This window comes from Streptomyces sp. S6, from assembly GCF_054880855.1.
The window spans coordinates 1-14,277 of record NZ_JBTYMC010000024.1; the positions used below are offsets into that span (position 1 = coordinate 1).

A 14,277-nucleotide genomic window follows, 5' to 3' on the forward strand; every position below is an offset into this window, starting at 1 on the left:
GAGTCTCAGCGGGCGGCTCGCGGGGGTCCCGGACGCCGTCCGGCCGCCGGTGCGGCCCGTGAAGGGGCAGGTGCTGCGGCTGACCGTGCCGGCGGCGTACGCGCCGTTCCTGAGCCGTACCGTGCGGGCCGTGGTGCGCGGGAGCCAGGTGTATCTGGTGCCGCGCGCGAGCGGGGAGCTGGTCGTGGGGGCGACCAGCGAGGAGCAGGGGTGGGACACGGCCGTCACCGCCGGGGGCGTGTACGAGCTGCTGCGGGACGCGCACGAGCTGGTCCCCGGGATCACCGAACTGCCGCTCACCGAGACCCGCGCGGGGCTGCGCCCCGGGTCACCGGACAACGCGCCGCTCCTCGGGCCGACCGCTCTGCCGGGTCTGCTGCTCGCGACGGGGCACTACCGCAACGGGGTCCTGCTGACGCCGGTCACCGGGGACGCGCTCGCGCACGCGCTGACCTCCGGTGAGCTGCCCGAGGAGGCCCGTCCCTTCACGCCCCGGCGCTTCGGTGCCGCCTCCCTCCTGGAGTCCGCCGTATGAACGTCCCGACGAACACCCCGACCGGTCGTATGAGCATCTCGGTCAACGGGGAGGTGCGGGAGTTCGACGCCGGGACGGTGCTGGAGCGCGTCGTGCGGGCGCTCGCCCCGGCGCCGTCCGGGGTCGCCGCCGCGCTGAACGAAACCGTCGTCCCGCGCGCGCGGTGGGCCACCACCGCTCTCGCGGAGGGCGATCGGGTGGAAGTCCTGACCGCCGTGCAGGGAGGCTGAACCGTGGCTGACGATCCGTTTCTGCTGGGTGGTGCGGCGTTCTCGTCGCGGCTGATCATGGGGACCGGCGGGGCGCCGAGCCTGGACGTCATGGAGCGGGCGCTGGTGGCGTCCGGGACGGAGCTGACGACGGTCGCGATGCGGCGCGTGAACCCGTCCGTCCAGGGATCGGTTCTGTCCGTTCTCGACCGGCTCGGCATTCAGGTGCTGCCCAACACGGCCGGCTGTTTCACCGCCGGGGAGGCCGTCCTGACCGCCCGTCTCGCGCGCGAGGCGCTCGGTACGTCCCTGGTGAAACTGGAGGTGATCGCCGACGAGCGGACCCTCCTGCCGGACCCGGTGGAGCTGCTGGACGCGGCCGAGACGCTGGTGGACGACGGGTTCACCGTCCTGCCGTACACCAACGACGACCCGGTGCTCGCGCGGAAGCTGGAGGACGTGGGCTGTGCGGCGGTGATGCCGCTCGGGTCGCCGATCGGGTCGGGGCTCGGGATCCGCAACCCGCACAACTTCCAGCTGATCGTCGAGCACGCGCGCGTGCCGGTGATCCTGGACGCGGGCGCCGGGACGGCGTCCGACGCGGCGTTCGCGATGGAGCTGGGGTGCGCGGGGGTGATGCTCGCGTCGGCAGTGACGCGGGCGCAGGATCCCGAGCGGATGGCGTCGGCGATGCGGTACGCGGTCGACGCGGGGCGGCTGGCCCGGCTCGCGGGGCGCATCCCCCGCCGGTACTTCGCGCAGGCGTCGTCCCCGGCGGAGGGGCTGGCCGCGTTCGACCCGGAGCGGCCGGCGTTCTGAGGCGTGATCCCCGCCACTGGCGGCACGCGTCCCTCCTGGAATCCGCGCCTCCGCACGTCACAACCCCGTTCCCATCCGGCCGCCAAGGACAGGGCTGTCAGTGCGGGCTCGTAGACTCGGCGGCGTGGATACGACCCTTCAGGACCCTCTCGTCGGGCAGGTGCTCGACGGCCGTTATCGCGTCGACGCGCGGATCGCGGTGGGCGGGATGGCCACGGTCTACCGGGCCGTGGACATGCGGCTGGACCGCGTGCTGGCCGTGAAGGTGATGCATCCCGCGCTGGCGGCGGACGCGGTGTTCGTGGACCGGTTCATCCGGGAGGCGAAGTCGGTCGCGCGGCTGGCGCACCCGAACGTGGTGCAGGTCTTCGACCAGGGGGCCGACGGGCCGTACGTGTACCTGGCGATGGAGTACATCGCCGGGTGCACCCTGCGGGACGTGCTGCGGGAGCGGGGCGCGCTCCAGCCGAGGGCTGCGCTGGACATCCTCGAACCGGTGCTCGCCGCGCTGGGGGCCGCGCACCGCGCGGGGTTCGTGCACCGGGACATGAAGCCGGAGAACGTGCTGATAGGGGACGACGGCCGGGTCAAGGTCGCCGACTTCGGCCTGGTGCGGTCCGTGGGCACGGTCACGGAGAGCGACGGCAGCGTCCTCGGGACGGTCGCGTATCTCGCGCCCGAGCAGGCGGAGGGCGGGACGGCGGACGCACGCGTGGACGTGTACGCGTGCGGGGTCGTGCTGTACGAGATGCTGGCGGGCGGTCAGCCGCACGAGGGGGAGACTCCGGCGGTCGTCCTCTACAAGCACCTCCACGAGGACGTGCCGCCCCCGTCGGCGGTCGTCCCGGGCCTCCCCTTCGAGCTGGACGAGCTGGTCGCGTCGGCGACGGCCCGCACGCCGGACGTCCGGCCGAACGACGCGGTGGAGCTGCTGGGCCTCGTCCGCACCGCCCGCGCGGCGCTCAGCGAGGAGCAGCTCGACGCGTTGCCGCCGCAGTCGACGGCGTCGGAGCACGACATCGCCGGGGACCGCACCAGCGTCATCCCCCGGGCGCTGACGGTGCCCCGTCCGCTGCCGGTGAACGAGGACGACGTCCAGCACACGTCCCGCTTCGAGGCGCCCCCTCCACCGCCCCGGCGAAGTCCGGTGCAGCGGCGGCGGGGTGTGGTGGCTCTCGTCGCCGGTGTGCTGCTGGTGCTGGGGGTCGGGACCGGCGTCTGGTACATCAACTCCGGTCAGTTCACGCACGTCCCGGCGGTCCTCACGAAGCCGGAGGCGGTCGCCAAGGAGCGGCTGGACGACGCCGGGCTCGCCGTCGGCTCGGTGAAGCACGCCTTCAGCGACACGGTGAAGCGCGGGACCGTCATCAGCACGGATCCCGCGCCGGGCGCCCGTATCCGCAAGAACAACTCGGTCACGCTGACCGTCTCGGACGGCCCCGAGACCGTCCGCGTCCCGCCCGTCACGGGCCTCCCCCAGGGCCAGGCCACCGAGCAGCTCGCCTCCGCCGGCCTCGGAACCGGCCTCGTCACCCGCGAGTTCGACGACTCCGTCGTCCCCGGTTCCGTCATCCGGACGGTCCCTGCCGTCGGCACCTCCCGGCGTGCCGGTTCCGCCGTCGCCCTAGTCATCAGCAAGGGCGCGGCGATCGACGTCCCCGACGTCACCGGCAAGGACCTCGACGAGGCGACGACGGCCCTGAAGGAGGCCGGTCTGAAGGTCGCCGTCTCCTCGGTCCAGGTCAACTCCGACCTGGAGAAGGGCAAGGTCGCCGAGCAGTCCCCCACCGACGGCGCCGAGGCCGCCGCCGGGGACACCGTCACCCTGACCCTCTCCAAGGGGCCCGAGATGGTCGAGGTCCCGAACGTGGTGGACTCCAGCGTCGACGACGCCACGTCCCTCCTCGAACAGTCCGGCTTCAAGGTCAAGGAGGACCGCGGCATCCTCGGGCTCTTCGGGGACACGGTCAAGAAGCAGTCCGTCTCCGCCGGGGACACCGCTCCGAAGGGGTCGACCATCACGATCACGATCCGGTGAGGTCGGAAGCACATCGGGGACCGTCAGGTCCCTTCGCTCCCCCGTGACACCCTGGACCTGTGAACTTCCCTTCCCGTAACCCCGTAGGCGGCCACGTCCCCGTGGCCGGTGGTCTGCACTCCGTGGGGCTGTCGTACGCCCAGGAGCTGAAGGCGGAGACCGTGCAGGTCTTCGTGGCGAACCCGCGGGGGTGGGCGACGCCGGTGGGGAATCCGGCGCAGGACGAGGCGTTCCGGGAAGGGTGCGCGGAGCGGAAGGTGCCGGCGTATGTGCATGCGCCTTACCTGATCAACTTCGGGTCGCACACGGAGGCCACCGTCGAGAAGTCGGTCGAGTCGATGCGGCATTCGCTGCGCCGGGGGCGGGAGATCGGGGCGCTCGGGGTGGTCGTCCACACCGGGAGCGCGACCGGGGGGCGGCCTCGGGATGTCGCGCTGAAGCAGGTCAGGGAGCATCTGCTGCCGTTGCTGGACGAGCTGACGCACGACGACGATCCGTTCCTCCTGCTGGAGTCGACGGCCGGGCAGGGTTCGTCACTGTGCTCGCGAACCTGGGACTTCGGCCCCTACTTCGACGCCCTGGACGCGCATCCGAAGCTCGGCGTCTGCCTGGACACCTGCCACATCTTCGCGGCCGGCCACGACCTCACCGGCCCGACCGGCATGCACCAGACCCTCGACCTGCTGGTCGACACGGTCGGCGAGGGCCGCCTCAAGCTGATCCACGCCAACGACTCGAAGGACGTCGTCGGCGCGCACAAGGACCGCCACGAGAACATCGGCTCCGGCCACATCGGCGAGGACCCTTTCCGCGCCCTCATGACCCACCCCGCGACAAAGAACGTCCCCCTGATCATCGAGACCCCCGGCGGCAAGGAGGGACACGCGGCGGACGTGGAGCGGCTGAAGCGGCTCCGGGACGGGTGAACAGACTCCGGGACGGCCGACCCCTTGGGGAATACCCCCTAGGGGTATAGCGTTCCTGCCCGAGGCAAGCCACAAGCCCGCAAGCCCGCCCCGACCTCGGGAGTCCCCATGCAGCACGAGGCGCACGCACACCACCGCCCCACCCCGGCGGCCACCTGGGCCATGGCCGTCCAGGCGACCCTGCACTGCCTCACCGGGTGCGCCATCGGCGAAGTCCTGGGGATGATCATCGGCACGGCGGCCGGCTGGGGAAACCTGGCGACCACGTTCCTCGCGATCGCCCTCGCGTTCTTCTTCGGCTACTCGCTCACCCTGAGGGGCGTCCTCAGGAGCGGCCTCGGCCTCAAGGCGGCCGTCCGGGTGGCGCTCGCGGCGGACACCCTGTCGATCGCGGTGATGGAGCTGATCGACAACGGGGTCATCGCCCTGTGGCCGGACGCGATGGACGCGGAGCTCGCGGACGCCCTCTTCTGGACCTCACTCGCAATCTCCTTGGCGCTCGCCTTCGTCGTCACCGTCCCGGTGAACAAGTGGATGATCGGCCGGGGCAAGGGGCACGCCGTCGTCCACCAGCACCACCACTGAACCGCCGAGCCCCCGCTACAGCTCCGGCCCCTCCCCCGGCCCCTCCTGATACGAGTACCGCTGCTCCCGCCACGGGTCGCCGATGTTGTGATACCCCCGCTCCTCCCAGAACCCCCGCCGGTCGGCGGTCATGTACTCGATGCCCCGCACCCATTTGGGCCCTTTCCAGGCGTACAGATGGGGGACGACGAGGCGTAGGGGGAAGCCGTGTTCGGCGGTGAGGAGTTCGCCGTCCTTGTGGCTGGCGAAGAGGGCGTGGGGGTCGGTGAAGTCGGTGAGGCGGAGGTTGGCGCTGTAGCCGTATTCGGCCCAGACCATGACGTGGGTGACGTCGGGGGCGGGCGGGGCGGCGGAGAGGACCGCGCTCGCCGGGACTCCGCCCCACTCCGCGCCGAGCATGCTGAATTTGGTGACGCAGTGCAGGTCGGCGACGACGGTGGCGTACGGGAGGGCGGCGAACTCCTCGTGGGTCCAGCTGTGTTTCTCACCGTCGGCGGTGGCGCCGAAGACGCGGAAGTCCCAGCGCTCGGGGCGGAACTTGGGGACGGGACCGTAGTGCGTGACCGGCCAGCCTCGCTGGAGTCGCTGCCCCGGTGGAAGCTCGGACGGTCTGTTCTCTCCTGATTCCCGCTCCACCGGACGACCCATGCCCCCATCCTGACAGACGTGCAGACGAACCCGAAAATCGGGTCAATCAGAACTAAGCATGCCCTTACTTACTAAGCCACCACTTACTGGACGATCTTCCGTGCCGGTGCCATCATCTGCCGCAACCTCCCCACAGATCCCGTACGGAAGGAGCCTTGGCGATGCAGGGCGACCCGGAAGTCATCGAATTCCTCAACGAGCAGCTCACGGGTGAGCTGACGGCCATCAACCAGTACTTCCTGCACGCGAAGATGCAGGAGAACTTCGGCTGGACGAAGCTCGCGAAGTACACCCGGCACGAGTCGTTCGACGAGATGAAGCACGCCGAGGTGCTGACCGACCGGATCCTCTTCCTGGAGGGCCTGCCGAACTACCAGCGGCTGTTCCACGTCCGGATCGGGCAGACCGTCAAGGAGATGTTCGAGGCGGACCGGATGATCGAAGTCGAGGCGATCGACCGCCTGAAGCGCGGCATCAAGGTGATGCGCGAGAAGGGCGACATCACCTCGGCGAACATCTTCGAGTCGATCCTGGAGGACGAGGAGCACCACATCGACTACCTCGACACCCAGCTCGAACTCCTCGACAAGCTCGGCGAGGCCCTGTACCTCGCGCAGCTGATCGAACAGCCAGAGAGCTAGGCGGCTTCTTCCAGGGAGGCAGGCTCCACCGACTCCAGTCGGGTCACCGCCGTCTTGCAGGCCCCCCGGCCGAGAATCGCCTGGATACGCCGGACGCAGGAACCGCAGTCCGTGCCGGCCTTGCAGGCGGAGGCTATCTGGCGAGGCGTGCAGGCGCCGTCCTCCGCGTGCCGCAGGACTTGCGCCTCGGTCACTCCGAAGCAGCTGCACACGAACACGCGGATTCACCTCCCACCAAGAACGCCAAACACGCCAAGCACGATTAGGTGAACCTAACCTTACCCGCCGCCTCGGTGGCGTAAAAGTGCGAAGGGGCGCGGATCTCATGTGATCCGCGCCCCAACTCATGCACTCAAGACCTACTGGTCGCGGTACATCTCCGCCACCAGGAACGCCAGGTCCAGCGACTGGCTGCGGTTGAGCCGCGGGTCGCAGGCCGTCTCGTAGCGCTGGTGCAGGTCATCGACGAAGATCTCGTCGCCGCCGCCCACGCACTCCGTGACGTCGTCACCGGTCAGCTCGACGTGGATGCCGCCGGGGTGGGTGCCGAGGCCCTTGTGGACCTCGAAGAAGCCCTTGACCTCGTCGAGGACGTCGTCGAAGCGGCGGGTCTTGTGGCCGGAGGCCGCCTCGAACGTGTTGCCGTGCATCGGGTCCGTCACCCAGGCGACCACCGCGCCGGACGCGGTGACCTTCTCGACCAGCTCGGGAAGCTTGTCGCGGACCTTGTCGGCGCCCATGCGGACGACGAACGTCAGCCGGCCGGGCTCCCGGTCGGGGTCGAGGCGCTCGACGTACTGGAGCGCCTCCTCCGCCGTGGTCGTCGGGCCGAGCTTGATGCCGACGGGGTTGCGGATCTTGGACGCGAACTCGATGTGCGCGTGGTCCAGCTGACGCGTGCGCTCGCCGATCCACACCATGTGCGCGGAGACGTCGTACAGCTTGCCCGTGCGGGAGTCGACGCGGGTCAGCGCCGACTCGTAGTCCATGAGCAGCGCCTCGTGGGACGAGTAGAACTCGACCGTCTGGAACTCGGCCGGGTCGGTGCCGCAGGCCCGCATGAAGTTCAGCGCGTTGTCGATCTCGCGCGCGAGCTGCTCGTAGCGCTGGCCGGACGGCGAGGACTTCACGAAGTCCTGGTTCCAGGCGTGCACCTGACGCAGGTCGGCGTAGCCGCCGGTGGTGAAGGCGCGGACCAGGTTCAGCGTGGACGCGGAGGCGTTGTACATCCGCTTCAGCCGCTCGGGGTCCGGGATCCGGGCCTCTTCGGTGAAGTCGAAGCCGTTCACCGAGTCGCCCCGGTACGTCGGCAGGGTCACGCCGTCGCGGGTCTCGGTGGGCTTGGAGCGCGGCTTGGAGTACTGGCCGGCGATGCGGCCGACCTTCACGACCGGCACCGAGGCGGCGTACGTCAGCACGGCGCCCATCTGGAGCAGCGTCTTCAGCTTGGCGCGGATCTGCTCGGCGCCGACCGCGTCGAACGCCTCGGCGCAGTCGCCGCCCTGGAGAAGGAACGCCTCCCCCTTGGCGACGGCGGCCAGCCGGCTGCGCAGCTGGTCGCACTCGCCCGCGAAGACGAGCGGCGGATACGACTCCAGTTCCGCGATCACCTTGCGCAGCGCCTCGGTGTCGGGGTACTCGGGCTGCTGCGCCGCGGGCAGGTCACGCCAGGTCGCCAGCGCGGCGACGGCTTGGGAATCAGCGTTCACGGTCACAGGGTCACCCTACGGGGTCATGTCGACCGATTTTCGCCCGGCTCGAAAGGTGAGACGCCGGAGAAACAAAACGCGCCCTCCGGTGCGGTAGGGTGCGCCACATGTTCGCGCACTCCAACCTGAACTGGTGGTGGACCGCTCCCCCGGCGGCCCGCTGATCTGCGCGTACATCCCACAGGCCGCCCCGAGAGGCGGCCTTCGTGTTTCCCAGGGGTCCGTCTCTCCTCAGCACTGAGAGCACTTCATGGACCTCCTGACCGACTCCCGCCCCTTCGCGCTCCTGCGCCGCCGCACGCCGGGCCACGACGAGCACACCGTCGAGCTGCTCATCGGCCCCACCCACACCTGCGACCGCCTCGCCGACCTCCCCGGCGAGGGCCTCGCCCTGATCCCGTTCCGCCAGATCCGCGAGCGCGGCTTCGACGTACGCGACGACGGCACCCCGCTCACCGTCCTCGTCCCGGAGGAGACCCGCACCCTCACCCTCGACGAGGCCCTCGCGCAGCTCCCCGCGCACGACGTCCGGGTGACCGACGGCCGCTTCGACGTCGGCGACGAGGAGTACGGCGAGATCGTCGGCCGTGTCCTGCGGGACGAGATCGGCAGCGGCGAGGGGGCGAACTTCGTGATCCGGCGGACGTACGAGGGGGAGATCGAGGGGTTCTCCCGCGCGGACGCCCTCGCCCTGTTCCGGCGGCTCCTCGAAGGGGAGCGGGGTGCGTACTGGACGTTCGTCGTGCACACCGGGGAGCGGACGCTGGTCGGCGCGTCGCCGGAGGTGCATGTCCGGATGTCCGGCGGGACCGTCGTCATGAACCCGATCAGCGGGACGTACCGGTACCCGGCCGAGGGGCCGTCGGTGGAGCATCTGCTCGGGTTCCTCGCGGACGGCAAGGAGATCGAGGAGCTGTCGATGGTCGTCGACGAGGAGCTCAAGATGATGTGCACGGTCGGCGACATGGGCGGGGTGGTGATCGGGCCCCGGCTGAAGGAGATGGCCCATCTCGCGCACACCGAGTACGAGTTGCGGGGGAAGTCCTCGCTGGACGTCCGTGAGGTCCTCAAAGAGACCATGTTCGCGGCGACCGTCACCGGCTCGCCCGTCCAGAACGCGTGCCGGGTCATCGAGCGGCACGAGTCCGGGGGGCGCGGGTACTACGCGGGCGCGTTGGCGCTGCTCGGGCGGGACGCCGGGGGCGCGCAGACCCTCGACTCGCCGATCCTGATCCGTACCGCCGACATCTCGGCCGCCGGTCACCTCCGCGTCTCCGTCGGCGCGACCCTCGTCCGGGGGTCCGACCCGGCGAGCGAGGTCGCGGAGACGCACGCGAAGGCGGCGGGGGTGCTGGCCGCGCTGGGGGTACGGCCGTCCCGGCCGCGTGCCGAGCGGGGGCTGCCGCGACTGGCCGACGATCCCCGGGTACGGGCGGCGCTCGACGGACGCCGGGCGTCTTTGGCGCCGTTCTGGCTGCGCATGCAGGTGCCTTCGGCGACGGCCGCCGGAGATGCCCTGATCGTCGACGGGGAGGACACGTTCACCTCGATGCTCGCGCATGTGCTCCGCACGGGCGGGGTCGAGGTGAGCGTGCGTCGCTACGACGAACCCGGGCTCCGCGAGGCCGTCCTCGCGCACCCGGGGCCGGTTGTCCTCGGCCCCGGGCCCGGTGACCCCTCCGACCTCGGTGATCCCAAGATGCGGTTCCTGCGGGAGCTGACGGCCGAGTTGCTGCGCGGGCATCGGTACGGGGTGCTGGGGGTGTGCCTCGGGCACGAGCTGATCGCCGCGGAGTTGGGGATGGAGATCGTGCGGAAGGAGGTGCCGTATCAGGGGGCTCAGACGGAGATCGAGCTGTTCGGGCGGCGGGAGACCGTGGGGTTCTACAACAGCTTCGTGGCGCGAGGTGAGGTGTCGGACGAGGTCGAGGTGAGCCGGGCTGAGAACGGGGAGGTGCATGCGGTGCGCGGGGCGGGTTTCGCCGGGGTGCAGTTCCATCCGGAGTCGGTGTTGACGTTGAACGGGGTGGGGATTGTGCGGGAGTTGATGGAGGTGCTGCGGCCTGTGAGGTAGTCGGTCGGGTGCGGGTTCGCCGTAGTTGGTCGCGCCCACGCGGCGGTAGCCGCAAATTCAACACAGCCCCGCGCCCCTGAAAGACTCGCTGCTCGCCCGCCCGCTCGCCGCCGTCTAACCGAAGAAGACCCCTACCTCCTTGTACAGGGCCGGGTCCACCGTCTTCAGCCTCTCCGTCGCCGCCGCCAGCGGCACCCGCACGATGTCGGTCCCCCTGAGCGCGACCATCACCCCGTGGTCGCCCTCATGGACCGCGTCGATCGCGTGGAGGCCGAAGCGGGTGGCGAGCCAGCGGTCGAAGGCGCTGGGGGTGCCGCCCCGCTGCACATGGCCCAGGACCGTCGTGCGGGCCTCGTTCCCCGTGCGTTTCTCGATCTGTTTGGCCAGCCATTCGCCGACTCCCGACAGCCGGACGTGCCCGAAGGAGTCCAGGGACTCGTCCTTGAGGACCAGGTCGCCGTCTTTCGGCATGGCCCCTTCCGCGACGACCACGATCGGGGCGTAGGAGGCGCGGAAGCGGGATGTCACCCAGGCGCACACCTGGTCGACGTCGAAGCGCTGTTCCGGGATGAGGATGGCGTTGGCGCCGCCCGCCAACCCCGAGTGCAGGGCGATCCAGCCAGCGTGGCGGCCCATGACCTCGACGACCAGGACCCGCATGTGGGACTCGGCGGTGGTGTGGAGGCGGTCGATGGCCTCGGTGGCTATGCCGACGGCGGTGTCGAAGCCGAAGGTGTAGTCCGTGGCGGAGAGGTCGTTGTCGATGGTCTTGGGGACGCCGACGCAGGGGATGCCCTCCTCGGTGGAGAGGCGGGCGGCGACGCCGAGGGTGTCCTCGCCGCCGATGACGATCAGGGCGTCGACGCCTTGGCGGTCCAGCATCGTCTTGATGCGGTCGACGCCTTCGTCCTCCCGGTAGGGGTTCGTGCGGGAGGAGCCGAGGATGGTGCCGCCTCGGGGGAGGATGCCGCGGACGGCGGGGATGTCGAGGGGGATCGAGCGGCCCTCCATCGGGCCGCGCCAGCCGTCGCGGAAGCCGGTGAACTCATGGCCGTACTCCTGGACGCCTTTGCGGACGATCGCGCGGATCACGGCGTTGAGGCCGGGGCAGTCGCCGCCTCCGGTCAGTACTCCGACACGCATGGACGAGTCCCTTCGTCGCACGGTTCTGACGGAGTGTCAGTCTTGCGCGCGGTTCACTCGTCGTCGAGACCCCGCTCGATGGCGTACCGGACGAGCTCGACCCGGTTGTGGAGCTGGAGCTTGCCGAGGGTGTTCTGGACGTGGTTCTGGACCGTGCGGTGGGATATGACGAGGCGTTCGGCTATCTGCTTGTAGCTGAGCCCCTTCGCGACGAGCCGCAGCACCTCCGTCTCCCGGTCGGTGAGCCGGGGCGCGTCGGGCTGGTCGCCGCCGGCGGAGGACGGCGCCGGGTCGGAGGCGAGCCGGCGGTACTCGCCGAGGACGAGCCCGGCGAGCCCCGGCGTGAACACCGGGTCCCCGACGGCCGTCCGCCGCACCGCGTCCAGCAGCTCTTCCGTGGACGCCGACTTCAGCAGGTACCCCGTCGCCCCCGACTTCACGGCCTCCAGCACGTCCGCGTGCTCCCCGCTCGCCGACAGCACGAGCACCCGCAGCGCGGGGTTCGCGGCGACGACCTCCTTGCACACCTGGACGCCGGGCTTCGCCGGAAGGTTGAGGTCGAGGACGATGACGTCGGGGACGGCGGCCTTCGCGCGCCGGACCGCCTGTTCGCCGTCCCCTGCGGTGGCGACGACGTCGAAACCGTTCTCGGCGAGGTCCCGGGCGACCGCGTCGCGCCACATGGGGTGGTCGTCGACCACCATGACCTTGATGCTCATCGGCTCCCCTTCTTGGGCACGGTCAGTTCCACTTCGGTGCCCTGTCCGGGCGTCGAGATCAGGTCGGCGCGTCCGCCGAGGTCGCGCAGCCGGCCCCGGATGGACTGGGCGACCCCGAGCCGCCCCTCCCCCTCGGCCTGCGCGAGCCGTCCCTCGGGGATGCCGGGACCGTCGTCCCGGACCGTGACGATCACCTCGTCCGGCTCGTCCTCCACGAGGATCCACGCCTGCGCGCCCTCACCGGCGTGCCGGCGCACGTTGTCCAGGGCGGCGACGACGGCGGCGGCCAGTTCGCGGGCGGCGGCCGGGGGCAGGACGACCGGTGCGCCGGGTTCGGCGAGGCTGACGCGGGCTGCGGCGTAGGGGGCGAGGAGGGTCCGCAGGTCGACGGGGCCGTCGTCGTCCGGATCCTCGTCGACCTCGCGGACGACGGCGCCGTCCGCGAGGTCCTCCGAGACCCGGGAGATCCGGGTGAGGCCGCCGGAGACGAGTGTCCTGAGCGCCACTTCCTGCTCGCCGGCCATCCGTCCCAGCTCGGCGGCCTCCCCGCCGATGACGGCGCCCCGGCGCTGCACCATGGCCAGCACCTGGAGGACGCTGTCGTGGATGTCCCGGGCGAGCCGCTCGCGTTCGCGGGTCGCGGCCTCGATCTCCAGGGCGCGGGCGAGGGTCCGCTCGGAGGCGCGGGCGACCTCGACGACGTACCCGATGGCGATGGAGGCGACCCAGACGAGGATCACGTTGTGGACGGTGTCGTGGGCCGGGGTGCCGCGCTCGACGAGGTTGGCGACCGCGACGGGCGTCGAGGCGAAGGCGGCCCAGCGCCAGCCGCCCTTGATGGCGAACGCCAGGACGGAACCGGCCGTCCATATCGAGGGGAGCGTGGGGCCGCCGGAGTTGATGGTCTCGTCGGTGACGGCGAGGGGGGTGAGGAGGATGCCGGCGACGGCGATGGTGAGGTCGGCGGTGAGGAAGCGTTTCGTGCAGTTGGCGGCGCTCGCGACCCTGGGGAGGGTGGCGAGCGTCCATATGCACAGCAGGGGGAAGTAGACGTACGCGATCTCGGGCCGGTCGTAGTCGCTGTAATTACTGACGAACAGGCCGACCGCGTACAGCATCGTCAGCACGCGGTAGCCGGTCAGCGCACGCCAGAGCGGCTGCTCGACCGACATGCGCATGACGCCCCATTTTTTGGCTCGCTCGCCTCCGGGCGCCTCAGCCGGTGTCGAGGACCCGACCGTGCTCAGCCCTTCGGGCCTCCGCGCGCCCGGCCCCTCGACACCGGCACGCCCTCCGGCTCCCTCGCGTTCCCGTCTGGGCACGTCCCCCACCCCCGAAGTCCTACCGCGACCTTATTCGGCCTTCTCCTTCTTGGCCTGTGCCAGTGCCGCCTTCTCCGCCTTGGCGGCCTCGGTGAGCTGGCGCTTGGCGGCCGTGGCGTAGATGTCGACGTACTCCTGGCCGGAGAGCTTCATGATCTCGTACATGACTTCGTCGGTGAGGGCGCGCAGGACGAAGCGGTCCTGGTCCATGCCCTCGTAGCGGCTGAAGTCGAGGGGCTTGCCGATGCGGATGCCGGGCCGCATCAGCTTGGGGACGACCTGGCCGGGCGGCTGGATCTTCTCCGTGTCGATCATCGCGACGGGGATGACGGGAGCGCCGGTCGCGAGGGCGACGCGGGCCAGGCCGCCGGGCTTGCCCCGGTAGAGGCGGCCGTCGGGCGAGCGGGTGCCCTCCGGGTAGATCCCGAACAGCTCGCCGCGCTCCAGCACCTCGATCCCGCTCTTGATCGCCGCCTCACCTGCGCCGCGCGCACCGGAGCGGTCCACGGGGAGCTGGCCGACGCCCTTGAAGAACGCGGCGGTCAGCCGGCCCTTCACGCCCGGGGTGGTGAAGTACTCGGCCTTGGCGATGAACGTCACCTTGCGGTCGAGGACAGCGGGCAGGAAGAACGAGTCGGAGAAGGAGAGGTGGTTGCTCGCCAGGATCGCGGGCCCGTCGGCGGGGATGTTCTCCAGACCCTCCACCCAGGGTCGGAAGGTGACCTTGAGCGGTCCCCCGATAGCGACCTTCATCGCGCCGTACAACAACCGAGTGCCTCCTGTTTGTGTCGAACAGACCTTAACCCGGAGGACGCCGGAACCCGCCGACGGGCCTGGTCGGTGTCAGTGCGGTCGCGTACGGTGAACCACACGTCCCACGTAGAAGACCTTCTGTAGAAGACCCTCCGT

Annotated in this window: 16 protein-coding genes; 9 read left to right on the plus strand and 7 right to left on the minus strand. The window is 70.5% G+C overall.

The genetic code is table 11. From position 1 onward, the window contains the following. From ACVNF4_RS05670 to ACVNF4_RS05695, 6 genes are all read left to right on the plus strand, one after another. On the plus strand, positions 1-535 hold a 535-nt coding region (locus tag ACVNF4_RS05670), incomplete at its 5' end, for an FAD-dependent oxidoreductase (RefSeq protein ID WP_461801549.1). A gap of 29 nt (positions 536-564) precedes the next feature. Next, a complete protein-coding gene (thiS, locus tag ACVNF4_RS05675; RefSeq protein ID WP_461801586.1) occupies positions 565-765 on the plus strand; it encodes a sulfur carrier protein ThiS in 201 nt (66 codons plus the stop codon). A 3-nt stretch (positions 766-768) separates the two neighbouring features. Continuing rightward, positions 769-1,563 carry a thiazole synthase gene (locus ACVNF4_RS05680; protein ID WP_461801550.1) on the plus strand — a complete coding sequence of 265 codons (795 nt, stop codon included), beginning with the start codon at positions 769-771 and terminating at the stop codon, positions 1,561-1,563. A gap of 124 nt (positions 1,564-1,687) precedes the next feature. Further along, on the plus strand, positions 1,688-3,601 hold the full coding sequence (gene pknB / locus ACVNF4_RS05685; RefSeq protein WP_461801551.1) for a Stk1 family PASTA domain-containing Ser/Thr kinase: 1,914 nt from the start codon (positions 1,688-1,690) through the stop codon (positions 3,599-3,601). A 59-nt stretch (positions 3,602-3,660) separates the two neighbouring features. Next, entirely contained in the window at positions 3,661-4,527 is an 867-nt protein-coding gene (locus ACVNF4_RS05690) for a deoxyribonuclease IV (RefSeq protein WP_461801552.1), read from the plus strand. Positions 4,528-4,635: 108 nt separating this feature from the next. Continuing rightward, positions 4,636-5,112, plus strand: coding sequence for a DUF4396 domain-containing protein (locus ACVNF4_RS05695; protein WP_461801553.1), 477 nt, complete (start codon positions 4,636-4,638; stop codon positions 5,110-5,112). A 15-nt stretch (positions 5,113-5,127) separates the two neighbouring features. Here ACVNF4_RS05695 and ACVNF4_RS05700 read toward each other — a convergent pair whose 3' ends face one another. Continuing rightward, a complete protein-coding gene (locus ACVNF4_RS05700; RefSeq protein ID WP_461801554.1) occupies positions 5,128-5,760 on the minus strand; it encodes a sulfite oxidase-like oxidoreductase in 633 nt (210 codons plus the stop codon). A 161-nt stretch (positions 5,761-5,921) separates the two neighbouring features. On the opposite strand from ACVNF4_RS05700, the gene bfr reads away from it, so the two are divergent. After that, positions 5,922-6,401 carry a bacterioferritin gene (gene bfr / locus ACVNF4_RS05705; protein WP_461801555.1) on the plus strand — a complete coding sequence of 160 codons (480 nt, stop codon included), beginning with the start codon at positions 5,922-5,924 and terminating at the stop codon, positions 6,399-6,401. Here bfr and ACVNF4_RS05710 read toward each other — a convergent pair. Next, the gene (locus tag ACVNF4_RS05710) at positions 6,398-6,619 is read right to left on the minus strand and encodes a (2Fe-2S)-binding protein (RefSeq protein ID WP_461801556.1); all 222 of its coding nucleotides are present in this window, start codon (positions 6,617-6,619) and stop codon (positions 6,398-6,400) included. The genes bfr and ACVNF4_RS05710 overlap by 4 nt on opposite strands. A gap of 141 nt (positions 6,620-6,760) precedes the next feature. Beyond that, a complete protein-coding gene (locus tag ACVNF4_RS05715) occupies positions 6,761-8,116 on the minus strand; it encodes a class II 3-deoxy-7-phosphoheptulonate synthase (protein WP_461801557.1) in 1,356 nt (451 codons plus the stop codon). 101 nt (positions 8,117-8,217) lie between these two features. On the opposite strand from ACVNF4_RS05715, the gene ACVNF4_RS05720 reads away from it, so the two are divergent. Together ACVNF4_RS05720 and ACVNF4_RS05725 are read left to right on the plus strand one after the other, a co-directional pair. Continuing rightward, positions 8,218-8,274 carry a trp operon leader peptide gene (locus ACVNF4_RS05720; protein WP_461801587.1) on the plus strand — a complete coding sequence of 19 codons (57 nt, stop codon included), beginning with the start codon at positions 8,218-8,220 and terminating at the stop codon, positions 8,272-8,274. 86 nt (positions 8,275-8,360) lie between these two features. Then, positions 8,361-10,184 (plus strand): anthranilate synthase family protein, encoded by a 1,824-nt coding sequence (locus ACVNF4_RS05725; RefSeq protein WP_461801558.1) that lies wholly within the window; start codon positions 8,361-8,363, stop codon positions 10,182-10,184. Between the two features lie 114 nt (positions 10,185-10,298). On the opposite strand, the gene ACVNF4_RS05730 is transcribed toward ACVNF4_RS05725, so the two are convergent. From ACVNF4_RS05730 to ACVNF4_RS05745, 4 genes are all read right to left on the minus strand, one after another. Beyond that, the gene (locus tag ACVNF4_RS05730) at positions 10,299-11,327 is read right to left on the minus strand and encodes a 6-phosphofructokinase (protein ID WP_461801559.1); all 1,029 of its coding nucleotides are present in this window, start codon (positions 11,325-11,327) and stop codon (positions 10,299-10,301) included. A gap of 53 nt (positions 11,328-11,380) precedes the next feature. Beyond that, complete coding sequence (locus tag ACVNF4_RS05735; protein WP_461801560.1) at positions 11,381-12,046, minus strand: response regulator; 666 nt, start codon at positions 12,044-12,046, stop codon at positions 11,381-11,383. Next, positions 12,043-13,224: a MacS family sensor histidine kinase gene (gene macS / locus ACVNF4_RS05740; protein ID WP_461801561.1), complete on the minus strand. Its 1,182-nt coding sequence runs from the start codon at positions 13,222-13,224 to the stop codon at positions 12,043-12,045. Before macS ends, ACVNF4_RS05735 begins: the two co-directional genes overlap by 4 nt. 174 nt (positions 13,225-13,398) lie before the next feature. Next, positions 13,399-14,136, minus strand: a complete 738-nt coding sequence (locus ACVNF4_RS05745) for a lysophospholipid acyltransferase family protein (protein ID WP_461801562.1) — start codon at positions 14,134-14,136, stop codon at positions 13,399-13,401. Positions 14,137-14,277: the final 141 nt, after the last annotated feature.